The following is a 23619-nucleotide window of genomic DNA, read 5'->3' as shown; positions in this document are numbered from 1 at the left end:
CTCGCCCCGGCCCACCCGCCGGCGCGGGGACGAGTCGTGTCACGGTGGCCGACAGGCGGGGACGGCGGGCGTACCCTGCCGCCTATGTGCGGAATCGTGGGATACGTGGGAGCGCAGTCCGCGCTCGATGTCGTCATCGCAGGACTCAAGCGGCTCGAATACCGGGGCTACGACTCGGCCGGGGTCGCCGTGCTGGCGGACGGCGGACTGGCCGCCGCCAAGAAGGCCGGAAAGCTCGTCAACCTGGAGAAGGAGCTGGTCGGCAGGCCGCTGCCCGCCGGTTCCACCGGGATCGGGCACACCCGCTGGGCCACCCACGGGGGGCCCACCGACGTCAACGCCCACCCCCACCTGGACCATTCGGGCCGGGTGGCCGTGGTGCACAACGGCATCATCGAGAACTTCGCCGCCCTCCGCGAGGAGTTGGCGGAGCGCGGCCACAAGCTGGCCTCCGAGACCGACACCGAGGTGGTCTCGCACCTCCTCGCCGAGTGCTGGTCCTCCACCGGAGACCTCGCCGAGGCCATGCGACAGGTCTGCCGCCGCCTCGAAGGGGCCTTCACCCTCGTCGCCGTCCACGCCGACGAACCCGGGCTCGTGGTCGGCGCCCGCCGCAACTCCCCGCTGGTGGTGGGCATCGGCGAGGGCGAGTCCTTCCTCGCCTCCGACGTGGCCGCGTTCATCGCGCACACCCGCTCCGCCATCGAACTCGGCCAGGACCAGGTGGTGGAACTGCGTCGCGACGGGGTCACCGTCACCGGATTCGACGGGGCGCCCGCCGAGGTCCGCGCCTACCACGTGGACTGGGACGCCTCCGCCGCCGAGAAGGGCGGCTACGACTACTTCATGCTCAAGGAGATCGCCGAGCAGCCGAAGGCCGTCGCCGACACCCTGCTGGGACGCATCGACGCGAGCGGCCTGCTCACCCTGGACGAGGTACGGATCCCCGACTCCGTGCTGCGCGAGGTGGACAAGGTCGTCATCGTGGCCTGCGGCACCGCCTACCACGCGGGCATGATCGCCAAATTGGCCATCGAACACTGGACCCGGATCCCCTGCGAGACGGAACTCGCCAGCGAGTTCCGCTACCGGGACCCGATCCTCGACCAGCGCACCCTCGTCATCGCCATCTCCCAGTCCGGCGAGACCATGGACACCCTGATGGCCCTGCGGCACGCCCGGGAGCAGGGCGCCAAGGTGCTCGCCGTCTGCAACACCAACGGCTCCACCATCCCCCGCGAATCCGACGCCGTGCTGTACACGCACGCCGGACCGGAGGTCGCGGTCGCCTCCACCAAGGCCTTCCTCACCCAGCTGGTGGCCTGCTACCTGGTCGCCCTGTACCTGGGCCAGGTCCGCGGCACCAAGTGGGGGGACGAGATCCGGGCCGTCATCCGCGAACTCTCCGACATCGCCGACGCCGTGGACGCCGTCCTGGAGACCATGGAACCGGTCCGCGAACTGGCCCGTTCCCTCGCCGACAAGAACACCGTGCTCTTCCTCGGCCGGCACGTGGGCTACCCGGTGGCCCTGGAGGGCGCCCTCAAGCTGAAGGAACTGGCCTACATGCACGCCGAGGGCTTCGCGGCGGGCGAGCTCAAGCACGGGCCGATCGCCCTGATCGAGGAGGACCTGCCGGTGGTCGTGGTCGTGCCCTCCCCGCGCGGCCGCTCCGTGCTGCACGACAAGATCGTCTCCAACATCCAGGAGATCCGGGCCCGCGGCGCCCGCACCATCGTGATCGCCGAGATCGGGGACGAGGCCGTCGTCCCCTACGCCGACCACCTGATCCGGATCCCGGCCACGCCCACCCTGCTCCAACCCCTGGTGGCCACCGTCCCGCTCCAGGTCTTCGCCTGCGAACTGGCCACCGCCCGCGGCAACGAGGTCGACCAGCCGCGTAACCTCGCCAAGTCCGTGACCGTGGAATAGCGCCGGAACGGCGGCGCCGGGGAATCACGAAGGAAGAGGGCAGTGCAGTGATCATCGGGGTGGGCATCGACGTCGCCGAGATCGACCGGTTCGAGGCCGCGCTGGCACGCACGCCCGGCATGGCCGCGCGCCTGTTCCTCGACTCCGAGCTGTACCTGTCCGGCGGCGAGCGGCGCGGCCCCGCCTCGCTCGCCGCCCGCTTCGCCGCCAAGGAAGCCCTGGCCAAGGCGCTCGGCGCGCCCGCCGGGCTGCTGTGGACCGACGCCGAGGTGTACGTCGAGGACAGCGGGCAGCCGCGGCTGCGGGTCACCGGCACCGTCGCCGCCCGTGCCGCCGCCCTCGGCGTGCGCACCTGGCACATCTCCCTCAGTCACGACGCCGGGGTGGCCTCCGCCGTGGTCATCGCGGAAGGCTGACCCCATGCGCACCGCTTACGCAGTCGAGACGGTACGGGCCGCCGAACGGGACCTGATGGCCCGACTGCCCGAAGGAACCCTCATGCAACGGGCCGCCGCCGGACTGGCCGCCGCCTGCGCCGGGATGCTCGGCCGGGTCTACGGCTCCCGGGTGGTCCTCCTCGTCGGCCCCGGCGACAACGGCGGCGACGCCCTCTACGCCGGAGCCCGCCTGGCCCGACGCGGCGCCCGCGTCCGCGCCCTGCCCGCCGACCCCGACCGCGTGCACGCCGACGGCCTGCGGGCCCTGCTCGCCGCGGGCGGCCGGATCGTGGACCGGCTGCCCGAGGGCCGCACCGACCTCGTCCTCGACGGGATCCTCGGCATCGGCGGCCGGGGCGGACTGCGCCCCGCCGCCGCGGCCCTGGCCGAAGCGGCCGCCGCCGCCCGCACCGCGGGCGCCCTGGTGGTGGCCGTGGACCTGCCCAGCGGAGTCGACCCCGACACCGGCGAGGTCTCCGGGCCGGCGGTCCGCGCCGACGCCACCGTGGCCTTCGGCGCCTACAAGCCCGGCCTCCTGGTGGACCCCGGAGCCGGGCACGCGGGCGCCCTCCGCCTCGTCGACATCGGCCTCGACCTGCCCGGCCCCGGCGAACTGACCGCCCTCCAACACGCCGACGTCGCCCGGCTGCTGCCCGCACCGGGCGCCGCCAGCGACAAGTACCGGCGGGGCGTGGTCGGCCTGGTCGCGGGCTCGGCCCGGTACCCCGGCGCGGCCGTCCTCGCCGTCGCGGGAGCGGTACGGGGCGGGGCCGGGGCGGTCCGCTACGTCGGCACGGCGGGACCGGAGGTCCTGGCCCGGCACCCCGAGGTCCTCGTCCACGCCGGTCCCCCCGGGGCGGCCGGACGCGTCCAGGCGTGGGTCGCGGGCCCCGGACTCGGGGACTCCGCGCGGGAGGCCGTCGAAGAGGTCCTCGCCTCGGAGGTCCCCGTCCTCCTCGACGCCGACGGGCTCCGCGGACTCGACCCCGCCGTCACCACCGGCCGGCGCGCCCCGCTCCTCCTCACCCCGCACGCCGGGGAGGCCGCCGCCCTGCTCGGCGTGGACCGGGACCGGGTGGAGTCGGCACGGCTGGCGTCCGCGCGGGAGCTGGTGCTCCGGTACGGGGCGACGGTGCTCCTGAAGGGCTCCACGACGTTGGTGGCGGGGCCTGGGACGGGGACGGGGGTGTCCGGGAGCGGGGCCGGTGTTCCGGTGCGGGTGAATCCGACCGGCACGCCGTGGCTCGCGACCGCCGGCAGCGGAGACGTCCTCGCCGGACTGGCCGGGGCCCTGCTCGCGGCCGGACTCGACGCCCTCGACGCCGGGTCGCTGGGCGCCTACCTGCACGGCCTGGCCGGACGACGGGCGGCCGCGGCCGGGGTCCCCGTCACCGCCGGCGAGGTCGCGGAGTCTCTCCCGGGCGCGTGGCACGACGTGACCACCCCCTGAGGTCCCCGGGCCCGCGCGGCCCGACCGCCCGGCTCCGCCCCGCCCCGCGCCGCGCCTCAAGCGCCGGCGGGGCTCGGTGTCGGCTTCCGTGGGGAGGCCCGAGCGGCCCCAGGACCGCCTCAATCGCCGGCGGGGCTGGGCGTTGCTCGTGCTCGGGGCCGGGCGCGGCTCCATGACCGCCTCAAACGCCGGCGGGGCTGAGGTGCGGTTCCTGCGGGGGTCCGGCGCGGCCACGAGCCGCCTCAAACGCCGGCGGGGCTGGAGTGGGCTCGTGTTCGGGGCCGGGTGCGGTTTCCCGCGTCCGGCTCACGCGCCGCGGGGCCGAGTGATGGTTCTCGTCCGTGCGCGGGTGCGGCTTCAGGACCGCCTCAAGCGCCGGCGGGGCTGGGTTTCGTGTGGTTCGGTCGTCAGCCGACGATCAGGCCCGGCCCCTCCCAGCCTGCGCGGCGTTTGAGCGCGTCGGTGGGCCGCGCTCGACCGTGGACGGGACCCACCCGAGCCCGCGCGGCGATTGAGCGCATCAGTGAGCCGCGCTCGACGGCGGACAGGAGCCGATCAAGCCCGCGCGGCGTTTGAGCGCGTCGGTGAGCCGGGCTCGGGCGGGGCGGGACGCGCCCCGGTCGAGCCGGGCTCGGTCGGATGCCCGGGGGCCGCGCAGCGCTCGGTGCCGGGGCCCGGGTCGCGGCTCTGAGAGACTGGGGCCGATGAACGAGACCGCACCACTGCCCCGCGTCCGCGCAGAGATCGACCTGGCCGCCGTACGCCACAACGTACGGGCCCTGCGCGACCGCGCCCCCCGCTCCCTGCTCATGGCCGTGGTGAAGTCCGACGCCTACGGGCACGGCGCGGTGCCCTGCGCCCGGGCCGCCCTGGAGGCGGGGGCCGCCTGGTTGGGGACGGCCACCCCGGAGGAGGCGTTCGCGCTCCGGGAGGCCGGTATCGAGGCGCCCGTCCTGTGCTGGCTGTGGACGCCGGGCGGCCCGTGGCGCCGCGCCGTGGAGCTGGGCGTGGACGTCGGGGTGAGCGGGCTGTGGGCCCTGCGCGAGGTGCGGGAGGCGGCCCGGGCCGTCGGTCGCCCCGCCCGGGTGCAGCTGAAGGCGGACACCGGCCTCGGCCGCAACGGCTGTCAGCCCGAGGACTGGCCCGAGCTGGTCGGCGAGGCCCTGGCCGCGGAGGCCGAGGGCACCCTCAAGGTCACCGGCCTGTGGTCGCACTTCGCGTGCGCGGACGAGCCCGGCCACCCCTCCATCGCGCTGCAGCTCGCCGCGTTCCGCGAGATGGTCGCGTACGCCGAGAAGGAGGGCCTGGACCCCGAGGTCCGGCACCTGGCGAACACCCCGGCCGTGCTCACGCTCCCCGAGAGCCACTTCGACCTGGTCCGCACCGGCCTCGGCGTGTACGGGGTGTCCCCGGCCCCGGAGCTGGGCACGCCCGCCCAGTTGGGGCTGCGCCCCGCGATGTCGTTGAAGGCTTCGGTGGCGCTGGTGAAGGAGGTGCCGGGCGGGCACGGGGTGTCGTACGGGCACCACTACGTCACCGAGGGCCGGTCCCGGCTCGCGCTGATTCCGGCGGGCTACGCGGACGGCGTCCCCCGGCACGCCTCCGGACGGGGTCCGGTGCTGGTGGGCGGCGCGGTCCGGACGGTCGCGGGCCGGGTGGCGATGGACCAGTTCGTGGTCGACCTCGGGCGCGACACCGCGCGCGAGGGCGACGAGGCGGTGCTGTTCGGGCCGGGCGACGGGGGCGAGCCGACGGCCGAGGACTGGGCGCGGGCCGCGGGCACCATCGCGTACGAGATCGTGACGCGGATCGGGGTGCGCGTTCCGCGCGTCCACCTCAACGCGTGAGCGCACCCGTGGGCGAACGCGTGGGCGGGCGGGCGCGTGAGCACGTGAAGGCGGGGCACCGGGCCCGGAGGGGACCGGCTCGCCGCGACTTGAACATGTGACGGGCATCACCGCTGGTCGGGCGGTTCCGCACGGGAGCGGATGCCGGACCTTGAACACCCGGCGTTGATTGCGTGACGCCCGCCACCCGAACCTGGACGCTTGACCCTGCACGTGACGCTGTCCGGTCCGGTCGGAACCGAGGAGTGAGGTGTCGTGAGCGACAACTGGCGCAAGGCCGGACTGGCCGGCGCGGCGATCGGCGTGATAGCCGCCGGGGCGGCCGCGGGCGTGGCGGTGGAGCGGCTGACGGTGGGCCGCGGCGTGCGGATGAAGGCCCGGCTGGTGCTGGACGCGGCCGGGGACTACGGCTCCCTGCGCGGCACCCCGGGCACGGTCCTCGCCGAGGACGGCACCGAGCTGTACTACGAGACCGAGGAGACGGGGCCGGGCGCCCCGGGCGGGGCCTCGGGCGCGACACCGGTCGCCGGGGAGGAGGACGGGAGCGCGGCCGTCGGAACCGGGGCCGGGGCCGGGACCGTGGGGTCCGGCGAGGCCGTGGACCCCGCCGCGGGACGCCCGCCCCGCAAGCGCCGCTTCCGACGCGGCCGTCCGGCGGCCGCGGAGACCGCGGCACGGGCCCCGCTCACCGTGGTCTTCTGCCACGGCTACTGCCTGAGCCAGGACGCCTGGCACTTCCAGCGGGCCGCGCTGCGCGGGGTGGTGCGCGCCGTGTACTGGGACCAGCGCAGCCACGGCCGCTCGGCCCGCGGGGCCGCGCAGGCGGCGGGGGAGTCCCTGACCATCGACCAGCTGGGCCGGGACCTGAAGGCGGTCATCGACCGGGCCGCCCCCGAGGGCCCGCTGGTGCTGGTGGGGCACTCGATGGGCGGGATGACGATCATGGCGCTGGGGGCGCAGTTCCCCGAGCTGGTCCGGGACCGGGTGGTCGGGGTGGCCTTCGTGGGCACCTCCAGCGGTCGGCTCGGCGAGGTGACGTACGGGCTGCCGGCGGCCGGGATGGGGCTGGTCCGGCGGGTGCTGCCGGGGGTGCTGCGGGCGCTGGGCTCCGAGGTGGACCTCGTGGAGCGGGGCCGCCGGGCCACCGCCGACCTGTTCGCGGGCGCGGTGAAGAGGTACTCCTTCGGTACCAAGGACGTGGACCCGGGCGTGGCGCGCTTCGCCGAACGCCTCATCGAGGCCACGCCGATCGACGTGGTCGCCGAGTTCTACCCGGCCTTCGAGCCGCACGACAAGACCGCCGAACTCGCCGTGTTCGCGGGGCTGCCCAGCCTGGTCATGGCCGGGGAGAAGGACCTGATCACCCCCGCCGCGCACGGCGAGGCCATCGCAGCCGAGCTGCCCGGCACGGACCTGGCGGTGCTCCCGGACACCGGGCACCTGCTGATGCTGGAGCGCCCCGAGGAGGTCACGGAGCGGCTGGCGGCCCTGTTGGAGCGGGCCGGGGCGGGCCCGGCAGCGGCTAACGTTGGCGCGTATGGAAGCACCGCACACCAGGCACCCTGAGGACACCGCCGGGACCGCCGGGGACACCGCCCCGGGCGCGCGGCCCGAGCCCGCCGGACAGGCAGCGCCCGCCGGACAAGCCGAGGCCGCCGCGCAGATCACCATCGGCTCCCCGCAGGACATGCAGGAGCTGGGCCGCCGGCTCGCGACGCTGCTGCGGCCGGGCGATCTGGTCCTGCTCACCGGCGAACTGGGCGCCGGGAAGACCACGCTGACCCGTGGCCTCGGCGAGGGCCTGGGCGTGCGCGGCGCCGTCACCTCCCCGACCTTCGTGATCTCCCGGGTGCACCCCTCGCTGGTGGGCGGCCCGGCGCTGGTGCACGTGGACGCGTACCGGCTGGGCGGTGGCCTCGACGAGATGGAGGACCTGGACCTCGACGTCTCGCTGCCCGAGTCCGTGGTCGTCGTGGAGTGGGGCGACGGCAAGGTGGAGGAGCTGTCCGACGACCGGCTGCACGTGGTCATCGCCCGCGCGGTCGGCCACGAGGAGGTGCTGGACGACGTCCGTACGGTCACGGTCCGCGGCACCGGCGCCCGTTGGGCGGAAACGGAACTCGCCGCGACGCTGGCGGAGGGGTTCGCCCCGCGCGCGTAGCGGGTCCGCGACGGATCGCGGAGGTCGTCCCGGAGGGGGCGACGAGGGGGTCGCGCCGGCCGGATGCCGGAGCGGCCCCCTCCGGCGTGCCGGGGCCGGGCGGGTGGTTCCGCGGGGGTGCCGGGCGGCGCACGGGGGAAGACGTTCCGACGAACTGTCGGCAAGCTGTTGCGCCGGTGGTGCGGCGCGTGGTGACATGGTAACGAGAGCTGGTTAGGTCTACCTAACTTGCCTGCGTACGACGCCCCGGACCAAGGAGGCAGCCATGTCGGTACCGGTACCTGAGCGCGCGGCGGAACGGCGCCCGGTCCCGCCCCGGACCACCGAGTGCGCGGCCGGGCCGAGGAGGGGCGGGGGCGCCGGGGGGTTCTCGATGCAGGCCCTGCTCGCCTCGTGCGCGGCCGCCACCGCCGTCTCCACCCCGCCCGCCCGCCCCGAACCGGAACCCCGGGAGGCGGGGCGGCACCCCGAAGCGGCCTGACGTCCCGGTGGGGCGGGGCCATACCCGGCCGCTCCGCGCCCGGTGCGCCTCAATCGCCGGCGGGGCTGGTTTGGGCTGAGGTCGGCTGTTCGGGTGCGGCCCGTCTCCCCTGTGACCCGGCCGCTCCGCGCCCGGTGCGCCTCAATCGCCGGCGGGGCTGGATGGTGGCCGAGGTGGTCGTCCGACGTGACGCCGAACGACCACCCCGACCCATCCCAGCCCGCGCGGCGTTTGAGCGCATCCTTGAGCCGCGCCTGGCGACGGGCAGAAGCCCATCCCAGCCCGCGCGGCGTTTGAGCGCGTCCTTGAGCCGCGCCGGCTCACGACCCCAGGCCACATCCAGCCCGCGCGGCGTTTGAGCGCATCCTTGAGCCGCGCCCGGCGACGGGCAGAAACCCATCCCAGCCCGCGCGGCGTTTGAGCGCATCGTCGAGGCCGGCCCCGCGCAGCGGCTGGGGTCAGGGGACCACGACGATCTTCGAGTTGATGGTGGCGAAGGTCCACAGCGCATCGCCGTCGGCCCGCGTCATCCGGATGCCGCCGGTCTTCTTCCGCGGGTCCGGCTGCGGCAGCGATCCGTCCACCCGCGCGCTGAATCCGATGGTCACCCCGTTGACGCTCGCGAACCGGACCACGTGTTCGATGGGGACCCCGTCTGAGCCGGTGATCTTCCCGGAGCGGGAGCCCACCAGGTAGGTGCCGGGGGTGGGGCTGACGGTGCTGGGGACGACCGCGAAGGTCCGCAGCTTCTTCTCGCCCTCGCCGACGAGCCACACCTGCTTGGCGCCGACGGAGTAGACGACCCGTACACCGGCGCCTGAGACGGCCGGGATCTCCAGCGAGGGCTTCTTGCCCGGCGGGACGGCGGGGGCGCTGGGGACGGCCTGGCCGGGGGACTTCGCCGGCCGTTCGGGGGCGCTCGCCGAAGCCTGGTAGGCGAGGAAGCCCACCACCGCCACGGCCGCGGCCGTGAGCCCGGCCACGATTCCCGAGCTGCTGCGTGCCACCTGTTCCTCCGCCTCTCGCGTCGCCCTCGCGGGGCCCCTGGAGCCCCAGGGGCCGACGGTAGCAGCCGGGGTGCGGCCCGACGGGCCCGCCGGTGCCCGCGCCCCCGGAGACGTAGGCTGTTCGCGTGCTCTTGCTCGCTGTAGATACCGCCACGCCCGCCGTCACCGTCGCCCTCCACGACGGGGAGAAGGTCCTCGCCCGGGCGGACCAGGTCGACGCCCGCCGGCACGGGGAACTCCTGCTGCCCTCCGTCGACCGGGTCCTCTCCGAGGCCGGGGTGAAGATCGACGCCGTCACCGGCATCGTGGTCGGCGTCGGCCCCGGCCCGTACACGGGCCTGCGGGTCGGTCTGGTCACCGCCGCCGCCTTCGCCTCCGTCACCGGCGCGCCGGTCCACGGGGTGTGCACCCTGGACGGCCTCGCCCACGCCGCGGGGGAGGCCGGGATCGAGGGGCCCTTCGTCGTGGCCACCGACGCCCGCCGCAAGGAGGTCTACTGGGCCCGGTACGAGGACCCGCGCACCCGGGTCTCCGGCCCCGCCGTGGACCGTCCCGCCGAGATCGCCGAGGAGGTCGCCGGGCTGCCCGCGGTCGGCGCCGGCGCGCTGCTCTACCCCGAGGTGTTCCCGGACGCCCGCGGTCCCGAGCACCAGTCGGCCGCCGCCCTGGCCGCCCTGGCCGCCGAACGGCTCCGCGACGGCGGGGAGTTCCTGCCCCCGCTGCCGCTGTACCTGCGCCGCCCCGACGCCCAGGTGCCCAAGAACTACAAGGTGGTCACCCCCCAGTGACCGCCCCGGACGTGGTCCTGCGCGAGATGCGCTGGTGGGACATCCCGCCGGTGCTGGAGCTGGAGCACGAACTGTTCCCCGAGGACGCCTGGTCCGCGGGCATGTTCTGGTCCGAACTCGCCCACTCCCGCGGCCCCGCCGCCACCCGCCGCTACCTGGTGGCGGAGGCCCCGGACGGCCGGCTCGTCGGCTACGCCGGGCTGGCCGCCGCCGGTGACCTCGCGGACGTGCAGACCATCGCCGCGGCCCGCGACCAGTGGGGGAGCGGGCTCGGCGCCCGGCTCCTCACCGAACTGCTGCGGGCCGCCACCGCCTTCGAATGCGCCGAGGTGCTGCTGGAGGTGCGGGTCGACAACACCCGCGCCCAGAAGCTGTACGAGCGGTTCGGCTTCGAGCCGATCGGCTTCCGGCGCGGCTACTACCAGCCCGGCAACGTCGACGCGCTCGTGATGCGCCTCGCCGATCCGGCGGGCTCCCTCGGGTCCGCCACCAGCCCCGTGAGAAGTGAGAACCATGGCTGACGAACCCCTCGTCCTCGGCATCGAGACCTCCTGCGACGAGACCGGTGTCGGCGTCGTCCGCGGCACCACCCTGCTGGCGGACGCGGTCGCCTCCAGCGTCGAGGAGCACGCCCGGTTCGGCGGGGTCGTCCCCGAGGTGGCCTCCCGCGCCCACCTGGAGGCGATGGTCCCCACCATCGAGCGGGCCCTGAAGGAAGCCGGGGTCAGCGCCAAGGACCTGGACGGCATCGCCGTCACGGCCGGTCCGGGCCTCGCCGGTGCCCTGCTGGTGGGCACCTCGGCGGCCAAGGCGTACGCGTACGCCCTCGGCAAGCCGCTCTACGGGGTGAACCACCTCGCCTCGCACATCTGCGTGGACCAGCTGGAGCACGGCCCGCTGCCCGAGCCGACCATGGCCCTGCTCGTCTCCGGCGGGCACTCCTCGCTACTGCTGGCCCCGGACATCACCAGTGACGTCCGCCCGCTCGGCGCCACCATCGACGACGCCGCCGGCGAGGCCTTCGACAAGATCGCCCGGACCCTCGACCTGGGCTTCCCCGGCGGACCGGTCATCGACCGGCTCGCCAAGGAGGGCGACCCGGAGGCCATCGCCTTCCCGCGCGGCCTGACCGGGCCCCGCGACGCCGCCTACGACTTCTCCTTCTCCGGTCTGAAGACGGCCGTGGCCCGCTGGATCGAGGCCAAGCGGAAGGCGGGCGAGGAGGTGCCGGTCCGCGACGTCGCCGCCTCCTTCCAGGAGGCCGTGGTGGACGTGCTGACCCGCAAGGCCGTCCGCGCCTGCAAGGACGAGGGCGTCGACCACCTGATGATCGGCGGCGGGGTCGCCGCCAACTCCCGGCTGCGCGCCCTCGCCCAGGAGCGCTGCGACGCCGCCGGGATCACCCTGCGGGTGCCGCGGCCGAAGCTCTGCACCGACAACGGCGCCATGGTCGCCGCCCTCGGCGCGGAGATGGTGGCCCGGAACCGGCCCCCGTCGGACTGGGACCTGTCGGCGGACTCCTCGCTGCCCGTGACCGACCCGCACGTCCCCGGCACCTCCCACGAGCACGGCGACGGCCACGATCACGGTCATGCGCACGGCCACGGACACGGCCACGCGCACGACCACGACCACGTGCACGAGCTGAGCAAGGACAACCTGTACTCATGAGCACCACGGTCGTGTTGATGTGGGAGGCCCGGGCCGCGGACGGCCGCGGCGGCGAACTCCTCGAATGGGCCCGGGCCCAGGAGCTGGCCGCCGATCCGGACCGCCGGGAGATCTTCCGCGCCCCCCAGGACCGCGTCCTGGTCATGACCTGGTGGACCGCCGAGGCGCTCACCGCCGAGCTGCCCGAACTCCCGGAGCCCGCGGCCGACCTGATCACCCGGCCCGTGCACCGCTGGCGCTTCGAGTCGGCCGGGGTGAGCTGACCCGGCCGCCCGAGGTCCGCGGGGCCGACCGCGTTCCGGCCCGGCCGGGCGGCCGTCCCGGACGGGCCGCCGCCCACCGGCCGGTCCTCGGGACGGGCCCGAACACCCGCCCCACGCCGGGCAATACGGGTCGATCCGGGCAATCGTCCCCGGCGCGTCCCCGGGATCCCGGCGGGGGGCCGCTATGGTCATGCGCATGTCTCGCCGTGACCTGCCGCCGCCTCCGCCGTCCGCGGAGGCCCGCGCCTGGGAGGACCCGGTCGGACTCAGGGCCGCCCGGGCCGCGGCCCTGGGCGACCTCGTCCGCAGCGGGCTCGGGATCACCCGCCTGCTGCTCCTGTGGCTGCTCGCCGTGGTCTTCGCCCTGGGCTGGTCCTTCCTCGGCATCGCCCTGATGTCCTTCGAGCAGGGCGACCGCGGGGAGTTCCTGGTGGGCGTGGTGTTCACCGGCCTCGGCTCCGGGATCCTGGTCCCCGCGGGCTTCTGGGCGGCGGCCGCGGCCCGCCGGGACCGGGACGTGCGCCGACTGCTGTGCGCCTGGGCGGAGGCCGGACGGGACCCGGAGGCGGACGCCCGACTGCGCACCCCCCGCGCCCTGCTGGGCTGGCTGGGCTCCTCCGCGCTGCTTGCCGCCCTCGGGCTGTGGGTCACCTTCGGGGTGGCCGCCGCCGCCCGCTCCGGCGTGGACACGCCCGCCGAGGTCGTCTACGCCATGGGCCTCGGGCTCATCCTGTGGATCACCGGACTGCTGGGCATCGGCCGGGCCGCCGCCCACCACCGCTGGGTCCGCCGCGCCCTCCCCGCGCCCCCGTCCGTGGCCGCGGTGGAGTCCGTACCCGCCCCGGAAGCCGTGCCCGTGGTGGAGTTCGTCCCCGCCCCGGTCGGGCCCGAGGCCGGGATCAGTCCCGGGGTGCCGGCGCAGGGCGGGCGAGCAGCATCGAAGGGGCTCCGGCGACCCTGGTGAGGATGACGGTGGCCGCGTTCGGGCCCTGGGGCTTCACCTTGCGGCGCAACTCCTCCGGCTCGATCGCCGAGCCGCGCTTCTTGACCGTCAGCACCCCCACCTGACGCTCCCGCAGCAGCGCCTTCAGCTTCTTGAGGTTGAACGGCAGCACGTCGGTGATCTCGTAGGCGGTGGCGTACCGGCTCGGGCGCAGCTCGTCCGCGGTCACGTAGGCGATGGTCGGGTCGATCAGCCGGCCGTCCAGCTCCGCGGCGGCCTCGGCGACCAGGTGGGCGCGGATCACCGCGCCGTCCGGTTCGTACAGCCAGCGGCCCACCGGTCCGGGCTCCGGGTCCGGCAGCGGGTCGGCGGTGGCGAGGGAGTCCCCCCGCGGGAGCAGGGTGGCGCGGACCGTGCCGGGTGCGGTGCCGAACCACAGCACGGCCTCCTTCACGTCCCCCCGGTCCGAGATCCACTCGGCCTCGGCCTCGTCGGGCACCGCCTCGTGGGGGATGCCGGGGGCCACCTTCACCGCGCCGAACCGGGCGCCGCCGGCCGCGCCGACCGCCCAGGACAGCGGCGGGGAGTACGCCTCGGGGTCGAAGATCCGGCCCCGGCCGCCGCGCCGGGCGGGGTCCACGAACACGGCGTCGTACCCGCCGGTGTCCACCTCGGTGACGTCCGCCTCGCGGACCTCGATCAGGTCGGCGAGCCCCAGCTCCTCGGCGTTCGCGCGGGCCACGGCGGCCGTCAGGGGGTCTCGGTCCACGGCGAGGACGCGGATCCCGGCGCGGGCCAGTGCCAGGGCGTCCCCGCCGATCCCGCAGCACAGGTCCGCCAGCGAGCGCACGCCCAGCCCGGCCAGCCGCCGGGCCCGGTGCTCGGCCACGGAGGCCCGGGTGGACTGCTCGACGCCGTTGGGCGTGAAGTACATCCGGTAGGCGTCCTCGGCGCCGAACTTCGCCGCCGCCCGCTGCCGCAGCCGGGCCTGCCCCAGGGCCGCCGAGACCAGCTCGGCCGGGTGCGAGCGTCGCAGCCGGGTGGCCGTGGCCAGCTCGCGGGCCGGGTCGTGGTCGCGCAGCTCCGCCAGCAGGGCGCGGCCCTCCTCGGTGCGCAGGGCGGCGAAGGCGGCCACCGGGTCGGGGTCCGCGGGGCCGGGGGTGCCGGGTGCGGGGGAGGGGGTTCCGGGGTGGCGGGGGAGCTCGTTCACCGGATCATTGTCGGCCAGTCGGTGGAAGCGCGGCGCCCGCGCGCGGACCCGCCCGGGTGTCGCGCGGGTCCGGGCCGATTCCGGTGACAGGATGCGGCGCCATGCAGCTAGTCGGACAAAAGGAACAAAAGACCCTCATGGGCGCGGTGCGCAGGGCCCGCGGCCGGTTCGGGGTGGCGCTGGTCGCGGTGCTCGTCGCCGCCCTCGGTACGGCCTGTGGCTCGGGCGGCGCGGACACCGCGCGGGAGCAGGAGAAGGCCGCGAAGGAGAAGGCCGCCCAGGCCCTCGGCGCCCCGGCGGCGGGGACCGCGGCCGAGCGGGCCGAGAGGACCCGGGCCCTGCGGGCGGCCGCGGCCAAGCGCTGGGGCCTGGCGCAGACCCCCCTCGCGGCCCCCGCGGCCCCGAAGGAGAAGCCGGAGATCGAGACCCGCGACGGCTTCGAGGTAGCCGACCACGAGGGGCTGCCCCCGGTGTTCACCACCGTCCCCACCAAGGACAAGGTGGTCTTCCTGACCATCGACGACGGAGCCGAGAAGGACCCGGAGTTCCTGCGCATGATGCAGGAGCTGCAGATCCCGTACACGGCCTTCCTCAGCGACTACCTGGTACGGCACGACTACCCGTACTTCAAGAAGATGCAGGACGCCGGCGTCACCCTGAACAACCACACCCTGAACCACCGCTACCTGCCCGCCCTCTCCTACGAGAAGCAGCGCCAGGAGATCTGCGGGATGCAGGACACCATCCAGAAGCAGTTCGGCAAGCGTCCGACCGTCTTCCGGCCCCCGTACGGCAACTACAACGAGGACACCCTGCGGGCGGCGAAGTCCTGCGGCGTGAAGTCCGTCCCCCTGTGGAACGCCGAGGTCTTCCCCGACCGCATGGACTGGCGCGAATGGGACCGCGACCTGCACCCCGGGGACATCATCCTCAGCCACTTCCGGGGCCGTGAGGACTGGAAGGGCAGCATGCCTGACATGATCCGTCAGGTCATGAAGACCGTCACGGCCAAGGGATACGCCGTGGCCCGCCTGGAGGACTACTTGTGAACAGCGCGCGCCGGCTGACGGCCGGGACGCTGGCAGCCGGCGCGCTCGCGCTCACGCTCGGCCTGACGGGCTGCGCGCAGAGCGTGGACCCCATCGAGCGGCTCGGCCGCAAGGCCACCGCCGAGGTCACCGGGGGTGCGGCGACCCCCGTCGCGCCCCCCGCCGCCTCCGCCTCCGCGCACCCGGCGGCGGGCGCCCCCGCCGCCCACGTGCGGTGGGGGGTGAAGAAGCCCCTGGAGTTCGCCCCGAGGCCCGCGCACCGGGCGGTGCTGCCCGCGGCGGCCCCGGGCCGGGCCCCGGTGGTGGACCGGATACCCCTGCCGCCCGGCGAGAAGACCGTGTTCCTCACCTTCGACGACGGCGCCGAACGGGACCCGGACTTCCTGCGGATGGCGGCCGACCTGAAACTGCCGATCAGCATGTTCCTCACGGACAGCGTGGCCGCCCCCGGCTACCCGTACTTCCGGGAACTGCGCGACCTCGGCAACGGCAGCACCGTGCAGAACCACTCGCTGACCCACCCGAATCTGCGGACCCTCTCCCACGCGGCCCAGAAGGCGGAGATATGCGGTCAGCAGGAGCGGCTGGCGAAACGATTCGGGGAACGCCCGAGGCTCTTCCGCCCGCCCTACGGCAACCACAACGACGACACCCTCCGCGCGGCCGCCGAGTGCGGGATCTCCTCGGTGGTCCTGTGGAAGGCGTCCATGCAGATCAACGACATGCGCTACGCCGAGGGCGACGGGCTGCGCCCCGGCGACATCGTGCTGGCGCACTTCCGGGGCCGGGCCGAGCTCAAGGGGGCCACCCTGACCCGGATGACCGCGAACATGCTCAACAGCATCCAGGAACAGGGCTTCCGCATAGGGCGCCTCGAAGACCACATCTGAGTCCGGGCGCCGGGGCCGGCCGCGAGCCCGCCGGCCGCCGACCCCGCCCCCCCCCGCCGACCCCGCCCCCGCGGGCCTCAGGCCGCGGGGGCCGGATCGCGCTCCGGATCGCGGCCCGGTTCCGAGTCCGGATCCGGGGCCCGGGCGTCCGCCTCCCGTTGACGCTCCGCGCTGTCGCTGATCCGCAACAGCAGGGCGATCATGATCCAGTTGGCCACCAGGGAGGACCCGCCCTTCGCCAGGAAGGGCAGCGCCTTGCCGGTGAGCGGGATCAGCCCCGTCACCCCGCCCGCGACCACGAAGACCTGGAGGGCCAGCGCCGAGGCCAGGCCCACCGCCAGGAGCTTGCCGAAGGGGTCCCGGGCGCCCAGCGCCATCCGCAGGCCGCGCTGCACCAACAGCGCGTAGATCATCAGGACGGCCATCACCCCGGCCAGCCCCAGCTCCTCGCCCACCGTGGTGAGGATGAAGTCCGAGCGGGCCGCGAAGCCGATCAGCTCGGGATGACCCTGCCCCAGGCCGGTGCCGGTGATCCCGCCCGTGCCGAAGCTGAACAGCGCCTGCGCCGACTGCTCCGAGACGATGCCCGGGGGCCGCTGCTCGGGCGGCAGGAAGATGGCCATCGGGTTGAGCCAGGCCGCGACCCGACCCTTCACGTGCGGCTCCGTCGAACCGACGGCGAAGGCTCCGACCGCGGCCATCAGCAGACCGGTCACGATCCAGCTGGTCCGCTCGGTGGCCACGTAGAGCATCACCACGAAGACGCCGAAGAAGATCAGCGAGGTGCCCAGGTCCCGTTCGAAGACCAGCACCAGCAGGGAGATCACCCAGACCGTGACGATCGGCCCCAGCTGGCGGCCCGGCGGCAGCCGCACGCCGAGCACCTTCCGGCCGGTCAGGGCCAGCGAGTCCCGGTGCACCACGAGGTAGCCCGCGAAGAACACCGAGATCATGATCTTCACGAACTCGCCGGGCTGGAGGGACTGCCCCGCGATGATGATCCACCGCTTCGCGCCGTACTGGTCCGCGCCGAAGAAGGCGGGCGCGATCAGCAGCAGCAGGGCCACCGCCATCGTCAGGTAGATGTACCGCTGGAGGTGCCGGTGGTCCCGCAACAGGGCCACCACCCCCAGGCAGATCGCCACGCCGATCACGGTCCACATCAGCTGGCCGGGGGCGTTCGCCTGCGCGCTCTTGAACAGCGCCGTGTACGTCTGGTCCAGCCGGGCCAGCAGCACCAGCCCGATCCCCGACAGCAGCAGCGCCAGCGGCAGGATCAGCGGGTCCGCGTAGGCCGCGAAGCGGCGCACGCCCAGGTGCCCCACCAGCGCCAGCAGGGTCATGCTGATCGTGAACCCGGTCAGGTCCGGCGGCAGCGCGTCCCGCATCGCCAGCCCCACGCTCGCGTGCCCGGCCACCGTGATCGCCACCACGAAGGCCAGCAGCAGCGCCTCGGTCCGACGGCGGGCCCCGGCGGTGGTCCGGGGCGTCAGGGTCAGTCCACGCACGGGACGCCGCCGCCGTCGATACCGCTCCCGCCCACCCCGCCCGTGGGGGCGGACGAGGGCGGCAGTGAGGCCGACGGGGCGGGGGAGGAGGAGCCCGGCGCACCCGGGCTCGCAGCGGCCCGGGGACCGATCTGCTCGGCAATGAGGCGCTTTATCTTCATATCGTCTACGACGTTTATGTCCTCGCCGTGGTTCCTTCCGAACCGCTCCACGGGCAGCGTGGTGAACTCCACCCGGCCCCCCGACAGGGCCTTCGCCTGCCGCACGAACGACAGCAGGTCCCAGCCCTCGTCGGTCACCACGTCCCGCTTCGCCGTGTCCACCAGCTTGAGCAACCGCACCGGATCCGTGAAGGTCCCCGCCGAGTCCAGCTTCCGGGTGGCCCCCGCCAGGAAGGCCTGCTGCCGACGGGTCCGGTCCAGGTCCCCCAGCGGCAGCCCGTGCCGCTGCCGCACGAAGGCCAGCGACTGCCGCCCGTCCAGGGTCTGCGGGCCCGCCGGGAAGTCGGCGCCCGAGTAGCGGTCCTTCACCGGGTGCTTCAGGCAGACCGGCACCCCGCCCAGGGCGTCCGCCAGGTGGAAGAAGCCGGCCAGGTTCAACTCCGCGAAATGGTCCACCGGCACCCCGAGGAAGGCGCGCACCGTCTCGATCTGGGCCCGCCGCCCGGCCTCCCGGCCCTCCCGCTCCAACCGGGCCCGGTCCGTGACCCCCGTCCCGGACAGCTCGGCCTCCTTGGCCGCCTTCGCCAGCCCGTACGCCTTCTTGATCTTGTCCTTGCCGTGGCCGGGGATCGCCACGAAGTCGTCCCGCGGGATCGAGAAGGCCCGGGCCCGGCCGCCGTCCGCGGGCACGTGCAGCAGGATCAGGGTGTTGGCGTTGTACCCGCCGATGTCCGAGCTCCCGGCGTGCAGCTTGTCGAGGACCTCCGGCGGAAGGTCCCGGCCCTGCTGGTCCTTCCGGCTGTCCAGCCCGATCAGCAGGATGTTCGTGTCCCCGCCCGCGCTCTTCCCGGCCCCTTCCAGCGCCCGCGAGCTGCCCACCGTCCCGGCCAGGTCCCGGTACAGCCACCAGGCCGCGCCCCCGAGACCCGCGGTCGACAGGGCGGCGGTCAGCGCCAGCGCCCGGACGGCCCGGCGCGGACGGCGCCGGCGGTGGTCTCTCCTGCGGTGCGCGCTCATGGGCCGATGCTGCGCGCCCGGTCCTGAACGAACCCTGAAGGTCCTGAAACCGCCCTCAGGAACGACCGGCCCGGCCCGCAGGCCCCGCGGTGCCCGCGGGGATCCGCAGCAGGAACCGGGCCCCGCCGCCCGGCGCCCCCTCCGCCGTCAGGGTGCCCCCGTGCGCGCGGGCCGTCTCCCGGGCGATGGCCAGGCCCAGCCCGGTGCCGCCCCGGGCCCGGCCCCGGTCCGCGTCCAACCGCACGAACCGTTCGAAGACCCGCTCCCGGTCCGCCTCCGGAATGCCCGGCCCGTCGTCGGAGACCTCCAGTACGGCCTCCCCGACCCCGCCCCGGGCCGACACCACCACCCCGGTACGGGCGTGCCGCAGTGCGTTGTCGACCAGGTTCGCCACGAGCCGCTCCAACTGGGCCGGGTCCCCGTGGGCCGGGACCGGGGCCGCCGCCTCCACCCGCACCGGCACCCGCGGCCCCGGGCGCCGGGCCGCGTCCTCCGCCGCCAGCAGCGCCAGGTCCACCGGCTCCCGCCGCGGCCCCGGCCCGGCCGCCGGACCGGCGTCGAACCGGGCCAGGAGGAGCAGGTCCGCCGCGATCCGCTGGAGCCGCTCGGTGTCGGCGAGCGCCGCCGCCACCGACTCCCGGTCCGGATCCCGGTCCCCGTCCCGGAGGGCCACCTCCAGGCGGGCCCGCACCGCGGCCAGCGGACTGCGCAGCTCGTGCGAGGCGTCCGCGGTGAACTGCCGCTGCCGGGCGTCCGCCTCCTCCAACCGGTCCAGGGTGGCGTTCACGGTCCGGGCCAGCCGCGCCACCTCGTCCGAACCGCCCGGGTCCGGCACCCGGCGGTCCAGCCCCTCCGTCGGCACCGCCGCCAGCCCCGCCCGGATCGCGGTGACGGGCCGCAGGGCGTGCCCGGTCACCGCCCAGGCCAGGGCCGCGGCGAAGGCGATCAGCGGCGGGGCCCCGGCGAGCAGCCCCAGCCCCACCGCGCGCGTGGCCCCGTCGGCGTCCCCGAGCACCGTCATCGCGTACACGTACCGCTCCGCCGGCGCGGGGCCGCCGGGCGCGCGCGCCGCGACCACCACCACCGCCCGGCGCTCCCCGCCCGGCCGGACCGGCGGCAGCACCCGGTGGCCGGAATCCGCCCCCGGCTCGGGACGCAGCTCCGTGAACCCGGCCGCCGCCGAGAGGTTCCCGCCGGAGGCCAGCACCCGGCCGTGCGGTCCCAGGACGAGCACCAGGTCCACCCCGCCCTCGGGGGCGGGCAGCTCCGGACCGCGCAGGGCCCCGGTGTCCACCTGGGCCGAGGTCTTGCGGGCGGCCAGCTCGGTGCGGCCCGTGGTGTCGTCGAGGATGTTGGCCCGCAGCAGGGCGTACAGCCACAGGCCCCCGGCGGTCAGCACCGCGGTCATGGCCAGGGCGGCGGCCACCGCGGCCCGGGCCCGGACCGACCGCCGGGCGGACCGCCGCCCGGCGCGGGGCGCGGACCGGGAGGCGGATCGCGACGCGGGCCGGGGCGCGGACCGGGGCGCGGACGGGGGCGGGGAACCCCGCCCGTCGCCGGCCGGATCCCGCCCCTGCCGCCCCCGATCCGCTCCCCGTTCCCGTCCCCGCTCCGGTTCCGGGCCGGGGTCCCGCCTCCCGCGCACCCCTCAGCCGCCGTCCGGGGCGATCCGGTAGCCGGTGCCGTGCACGGTGCGCAGGGAGCGGCGGCCGAAGGGCGCGTCGATCTTCTTGCGCAGCGAGGAGACGTAGACCTCGACGATGTTCGGGTCCACGGCGACGGGGGAGTCCCACACCTCGTCGAGGATCCGCTGCTTGGGGACGGCCCGCCCCGGGCTCTCCATCAGGCAGGCCAGTACGGCGACCTCGCGGGCGGTCAGCTCCACCTCCCGGCCGCCGCGGGCGCAGCGCCGGCCCTCCGGGTCCAGGACGAGGTCCCCGGCCTGGAGCGGGGCGGGCGCGGTGATCCCGGCCCGGCGCCCCAGGGCGCGCACCCGGGCCGCCAGCACCAGGAAGGAGAACGGCTTCGCCAGGTAGTCGTCGGCCCCGTGGTCCAGGCCCGCGGCCTCGTCCCGTTCGCCGTCCCGGGCGGTCAGCATCAGCACCGGAGTGGTGTCCCCGTGGGCCCGCATCCGGGCGCAGATCTCCAGCCCGTCCGGGCCGGGCAACATCAGGTCCAGCACCACCAGGTCGTACGGGCCGCCGCCGAGCGCGAGCTCCAGTCCGCGGTGCCCGTCGGCCGCCGTCTCGACCCAGTGCCCCTCGGCACCGAGACCGCGCCGCAGCGACTCGGCCACACCCGTCTCGTCCTCGACCACCAGAATCCGCACGCCCCAACCCTGACATACCGGCTGAATCGCCCGAACGGGGCCCCCCGGAGGGTCGGGCCGCCCGCGTATCCGCACGTGGGCGGGGGTAGGCAAAGGCCCGGTGGTGGGTGCGGGGGCGGTCGTGGGGGCGGGTTCCGGGGCGGTTCCGGTGGGGCGCGTGCGGTCCGGATTGGCACTCCGCTTGACCGAGTGCTAATCGCCGGAATAGTCTCGGGCCTGGCACTCGCCCCAGGTGAGTGCCAACACAGCGACGGGCAGGTCCGGCACCCGCGACGACGGATCCACCTGGTCGCCACCTCAGACAGTTAACCCCGTGAGATCTCCGAAGGGGGAGGTCGGATCGTGACGACCGCCAGCTCCAAGGTTGCCATCAAGCCGCTTGAGGACCGCATCGTGGTCCAGCCGCTCGACGCCGAGCAGACCACGGCCTCCGGCCTGGTCATCCCGGACACCGCGAAGGAGAAGCCCCAGGAGGGCGTCGTCCTCGCCGTGGGCCCGGGTCGCTTCGAGGACGGCCAGCGTCTCCCGCTGGACGTCAACGTCGGCGACATCGTGCTGTACTCCAAGTACGGCGGCACCGAGGTGAAGTACAGCGGCGAGGAGTACCTCGTCCTCTCGGCTCGCGACGTGCTCGCGATCGTCGAGAAGTAATTCACCCCAAGCAGAGACTGCTTTGAGCTGCGCCCCTGGTCACCCCGCTGATTGCCGGGCGGCGAGGGGCGCGGTTCGTTGAAAACCGAGATTTTTCGAGAGGGCTGAACCGCTCCCATGGCGAAGATCCTGAAGTTCGACGAGGACGCCCGTCGCGCCCTCGAGCGCGGCGTCAACAAGCTTGCCGACACGGTCAAGGTGACGATCGGCCCCAAGGGCCGCAACGTCGTCATCGACAAGAAGTTCGGCGCCCCCACCATCACCAACGACGGTGTCACGATCGCCCGCGAGGTCGAGCTCGACGACCCGTACGAGAACCTGGGCGCCCAGCTCGTCAAGGAGGTGGCGACCAAGACCAACGACATCGCGGGTGACGGCACCACCACCGCGACCGTCCTGGCCCAGGCGCTGGTCCGCGAGGGCCTGCGCAACGTCGCCGCCGGCGCTTCCCCGGCCTCCCTGAAGAAGGGCATCGACGCCGCGGTCAAGGCCGTCTCCGAGGACCTCCTCGCCACGGCCCGCCCGATCGAGGACAAGTCCGACATCGCCGCCGTGGCCGCGCTCTCCGCGCAGGACCAGCAGGTCGGCGAGCTCATCGCCGAGGCGATGGACAAGGTCGGCAAGGACGGCGTCATCACCGTCGAGGAGTCGAACACCTTCGGCCTGGAGCTCGAGTTCACCGAGGGCATGGCCTTCGACAAGGGCTACCTCTCGCCGTACATGGTCTCGGACCAGGAGCGTATGGAGGCCGTCCTCGACGACCCGTACATCCTGATCAACCAGGGCAAGATCTCCTCCATCCAGGACCTCCTGCCGCTGCTGGAGAAGGTCATCCAGGCGGGTGGCTCGAAGCCGCTGCTGATCATCGCCGAGGACGTCGAGGGCGAGGCGCTCTCCACCCTGGTGGTCAACAAGATCCGTGGCACCTTCAACGCCGTGGCCGTCAAGGCCCCCGGCTTCGGTGACCGCCGCAAGGCGATGCTCCAGGACATGGCCACCCTCACCGGTGCCACCGTCATCGCCGAGGAGGTCGGCCTCAAGCTCGACCAGGCCGGTCTGGACGTGCTGGGCTCCGCCCGCCGCGTGACCGTCTCCAAGGACGACACCACGATCGTGGACGGCGCGGGCAACTCCGAGGACGTCCTCGGCCGCGTGAACCAGATCAAGGCCGAGATCGAGGCCACGGACTCCGACTGGGACCGCGAGAAGCTCCAGGAGCGCCTCGCGAAGCTCGCCGGCGGCGTGTGCGTGATCAAGGTCGGCGCCGCCACCGAGGTGGAGCTGAAGGAGAAGAAGCACCGTCTGGAGGACGCCATCTCCGCGACCCGCGCCGCGGTCGAGGAGGGCATCGTCTCCGGTGGTGGCTCCGCTCTGGTCCACGCCGCCAAGGTCCTGGAGGGCAACCTCGGCAAGGACGGCGACGAGGCCACCGGTGTCGCGGTCGTCCGCCGCGCCGTGGTCGAGCCGCTGCGCTGGATCGCCGAGAACGCCGGCCTGGAGGGTTACGTCATCACCTCGAAGGTCGCCGAGCTCGACAAGGGCCAGGGCTTCAACGCCGCCACCGGCGAGTACGGCGACCTGGTCAAGGCCGGCGTCATCGACCCGGTCAAGGTCACCCGCTCCGCCCTGGAGAACGCCGCCTCCATCGCCTCGCTGCTGCTCACGACCGAGACCCTGGTCGTCGAGAAGCCGGCCGAGGAGGAGGACAACGGCGGTCACGGCCACGGTCACGGCCACAGCCACTGACCCGGTCCGGGGTCGCCCCGGATCCGAGTGCCTGAGGAAGGCCCCCGGCGCGCACGCGCCGGGGGCCTTCCCCGTACC

The 23619-nt window shown here is 74.7% G+C and carries 22 protein-coding genes; 16 read left to right on the top strand and 6 right to left on the bottom strand.

Going from position 1 to position 23619, the window contains the following annotated elements; all coding sequences use genetic code 11:
• Positions 1-84: 84 nt before the first annotated feature.
• The 7 genes from glmS (at position 85) to ABTZ17_RS03785 (ending at position 8308) form a co-directional block, all read left to right on the top strand.
• Positions 85-1932 (top strand): glutamine--fructose-6-phosphate transaminase (isomerizing), encoded by a 1848-nt coding sequence (gene glmS / locus ABTZ17_RS03815; protein WP_352193873.1) that lies wholly within the window; start codon positions 85-87, stop codon positions 1930-1932.
• A 47-nt stretch (positions 1933-1979) separates the two neighbouring features.
• Positions 1980-2348 (top strand): holo-ACP synthase, encoded by a 369-nt coding sequence (locus ABTZ17_RS03810; protein ID WP_352193872.1) that lies wholly within the window; start codon positions 1980-1982, stop codon positions 2346-2348.
• A 4-nt stretch (positions 2349-2352) separates the two neighbouring features.
• Positions 2353-3819: an NAD(P)H-hydrate dehydratase gene (locus tag ABTZ17_RS03805; protein ID WP_352193871.1), complete on the top strand. Its 1467-nt coding sequence runs from the start codon at positions 2353-2355 to the stop codon at positions 3817-3819.
• 704 nt (positions 3820-4523) lie between these two features.
• Positions 4524-5666 (top strand): alanine racemase, encoded by a 1143-nt coding sequence (gene alr, locus ABTZ17_RS03800; RefSeq protein ID WP_352193870.1) that lies wholly within the window; start codon positions 4524-4526, stop codon positions 5664-5666.
• Between the two features lie 255 nt (positions 5667-5921).
• Positions 5922-7232, top strand: coding sequence for an alpha/beta fold hydrolase (locus ABTZ17_RS03795; protein ID WP_352193869.1), 1311 nt, complete (start codon positions 5922-5924; stop codon positions 7230-7232).
• Positions 7204-7827, top strand: coding sequence for a tRNA (adenosine(37)-N6)-threonylcarbamoyltransferase complex ATPase subunit type 1 TsaE (gene tsaE, locus ABTZ17_RS03790; RefSeq protein WP_502994588.1), 624 nt, complete (start codon positions 7204-7206; stop codon positions 7825-7827). Before ABTZ17_RS03795 ends, tsaE begins: the two co-directional genes overlap by 29 nt.
• 265 nt (positions 7828-8092) lie before the next feature.
• On the top strand, positions 8093-8308 hold the full coding sequence (locus tag ABTZ17_RS03785) for a hypothetical protein (RefSeq protein WP_352193868.1): 216 nt from the start codon (positions 8093-8095) through the stop codon (positions 8306-8308).
• Between the two features lie 458 nt (positions 8309-8766).
• Here the strand turns inward: ABTZ17_RS03785 and ABTZ17_RS03780 are convergent, their stop codons facing one another.
• Positions 8767-9315 carry a hypothetical protein gene (locus tag ABTZ17_RS03780; protein WP_352193867.1) on the bottom strand — a complete coding sequence of 183 codons (549 nt, stop codon included), beginning with the start codon at positions 9313-9315 and terminating at the stop codon, positions 8767-8769.
• A 125-nt stretch (positions 9316-9440) separates the two neighbouring features.
• Between ABTZ17_RS03780 and tsaB the strand changes: the two genes are divergently transcribed.
• The 5 genes from tsaB to ABTZ17_RS03755 all read left to right on the top strand — a co-directional run bounded on the left by tsaB (position 9441) and on the right by ABTZ17_RS03755 (position 13001).
• Positions 9441-10103, top strand: a complete 663-nt coding sequence (gene tsaB, locus ABTZ17_RS03775) for a tRNA (adenosine(37)-N6)-threonylcarbamoyltransferase complex dimerization subunit type 1 TsaB (protein WP_352193866.1) — start codon at positions 9441-9443, stop codon at positions 10101-10103.
• A 26-nt stretch (positions 10104-10129) separates the two neighbouring features.
• Entirely contained in the window at positions 10130-10624 is a 495-nt protein-coding gene (rimI, locus tag ABTZ17_RS03770; RefSeq protein ID WP_352193939.1) for a ribosomal protein S18-alanine N-acetyltransferase, read from the top strand.
• Positions 10617-11774: a tRNA (adenosine(37)-N6)-threonylcarbamoyltransferase complex transferase subunit TsaD gene (tsaD, locus tag ABTZ17_RS03765; RefSeq protein WP_352193865.1), complete on the top strand. Its 1158-nt coding sequence runs from the start codon at positions 10617-10619 to the stop codon at positions 11772-11774. The genes rimI and tsaD overlap by 8 nt, the downstream gene beginning before the upstream one ends.
• Positions 11771-12037, top strand: a complete 267-nt coding sequence (locus ABTZ17_RS03760) for a hypothetical protein (protein WP_352193864.1) — start codon at positions 11771-11773, stop codon at positions 12035-12037. The genes tsaD and ABTZ17_RS03760 overlap by 4 nt, the downstream gene beginning before the upstream one ends.
• Positions 12038-12233: 196 nt before the next feature.
• Complete coding sequence (locus tag ABTZ17_RS03755) at positions 12234-13001, top strand: hypothetical protein (protein ID WP_352193863.1); 768 nt, start codon at positions 12234-12236, stop codon at positions 12999-13001.
• On the opposite strand, the gene ABTZ17_RS03750 is transcribed toward ABTZ17_RS03755, so the two are convergent.
• Positions 12937-14190 (bottom strand): THUMP-like domain-containing protein, encoded by a 1254-nt coding sequence (locus ABTZ17_RS03750; RefSeq protein ID WP_502994587.1) that lies wholly within the window; start codon positions 14188-14190, stop codon positions 12937-12939. The two genes, ABTZ17_RS03755 and ABTZ17_RS03750, sit on opposite strands and share 65 nt — an antisense overlap.
• Positions 14191-14291: 101 nt before the next feature.
• Between ABTZ17_RS03750 and ABTZ17_RS03745 the strand changes: the two genes are divergently transcribed.
• The gene (locus ABTZ17_RS03745; protein ID WP_502994586.1) at positions 14292-15239 is read left to right on the top strand and encodes a polysaccharide deacetylase family protein; all 948 of its coding nucleotides are present in this window, start codon (positions 14292-14294) and stop codon (positions 15237-15239) included.
• Positions 15236-16129, top strand: coding sequence for a polysaccharide deacetylase family protein (locus tag ABTZ17_RS03740; RefSeq protein ID WP_352193862.1), 894 nt, complete (start codon positions 15236-15238; stop codon positions 16127-16129). The genes ABTZ17_RS03745 and ABTZ17_RS03740 overlap by 4 nt, the downstream gene beginning before the upstream one ends.
• Positions 16130-16206: 77 nt before the next feature.
• On the opposite strand, the gene ABTZ17_RS03735 is transcribed toward ABTZ17_RS03740, so the two are convergent.
• The 4 genes from ABTZ17_RS03735 to ABTZ17_RS03720 form a co-directional block, all read right to left on the bottom strand.
• On the bottom strand, positions 16207-17637 hold the full coding sequence (locus ABTZ17_RS03735; RefSeq protein WP_352193861.1) for an FtsW/RodA/SpoVE family cell cycle protein: 1431 nt from the start codon (positions 17635-17637) through the stop codon (positions 16207-16209).
• Positions 17625-18815 (bottom strand): LCP family protein, encoded by a 1191-nt coding sequence (locus ABTZ17_RS03730; RefSeq protein WP_352193860.1) that lies wholly within the window; start codon positions 18813-18815, stop codon positions 17625-17627. The genes ABTZ17_RS03735 and ABTZ17_RS03730 overlap by 13 nt, the downstream gene beginning before the upstream one ends.
• Before the next feature lie 55 nt (positions 18816-18870).
• Positions 18871-20241, bottom strand: a complete 1371-nt coding sequence (locus tag ABTZ17_RS03725) for a sensor histidine kinase (protein WP_352193859.1) — start codon at positions 20239-20241, stop codon at positions 18871-18873.
• Between the two features lie 222 nt (positions 20242-20463).
• Positions 20464-21144 (bottom strand): response regulator transcription factor, encoded by a 681-nt coding sequence (locus ABTZ17_RS03720; protein WP_352193858.1) that lies wholly within the window; start codon positions 21142-21144, stop codon positions 20464-20466.
• A gap of 342 nt (positions 21145-21486) precedes the next feature.
• On the opposite strand from ABTZ17_RS03720, the gene groES reads away from it, so the two are divergent.
• Together groES and groL are read left to right on the top strand one after the other, a co-directional pair.
• Entirely contained in the window at positions 21487-21795 is a 309-nt protein-coding gene (groES, locus tag ABTZ17_RS03715) for a co-chaperone GroES (protein WP_007265952.1), read from the top strand.
• A gap of 117 nt (positions 21796-21912) precedes the next feature.
• Positions 21913-23541: a chaperonin GroEL gene (gene groL / locus ABTZ17_RS03710; RefSeq protein WP_352193857.1), complete on the top strand. Its 1629-nt coding sequence runs from the start codon at positions 21913-21915 to the stop codon at positions 23539-23541.
• Positions 23542-23619: the final 78 nt, after the last annotated feature.

Origin of the sequence: Streptomyces sp. NPDC097619 (assembly GCF_040302735.1) — a bacterium.
GTDB lineage: Bacteria > Actinomycetota > Actinomycetes > Streptomycetales > Streptomycetaceae > Streptomyces.
This window is presented reverse-complemented; position numbering and strand designations above follow the sequence as displayed.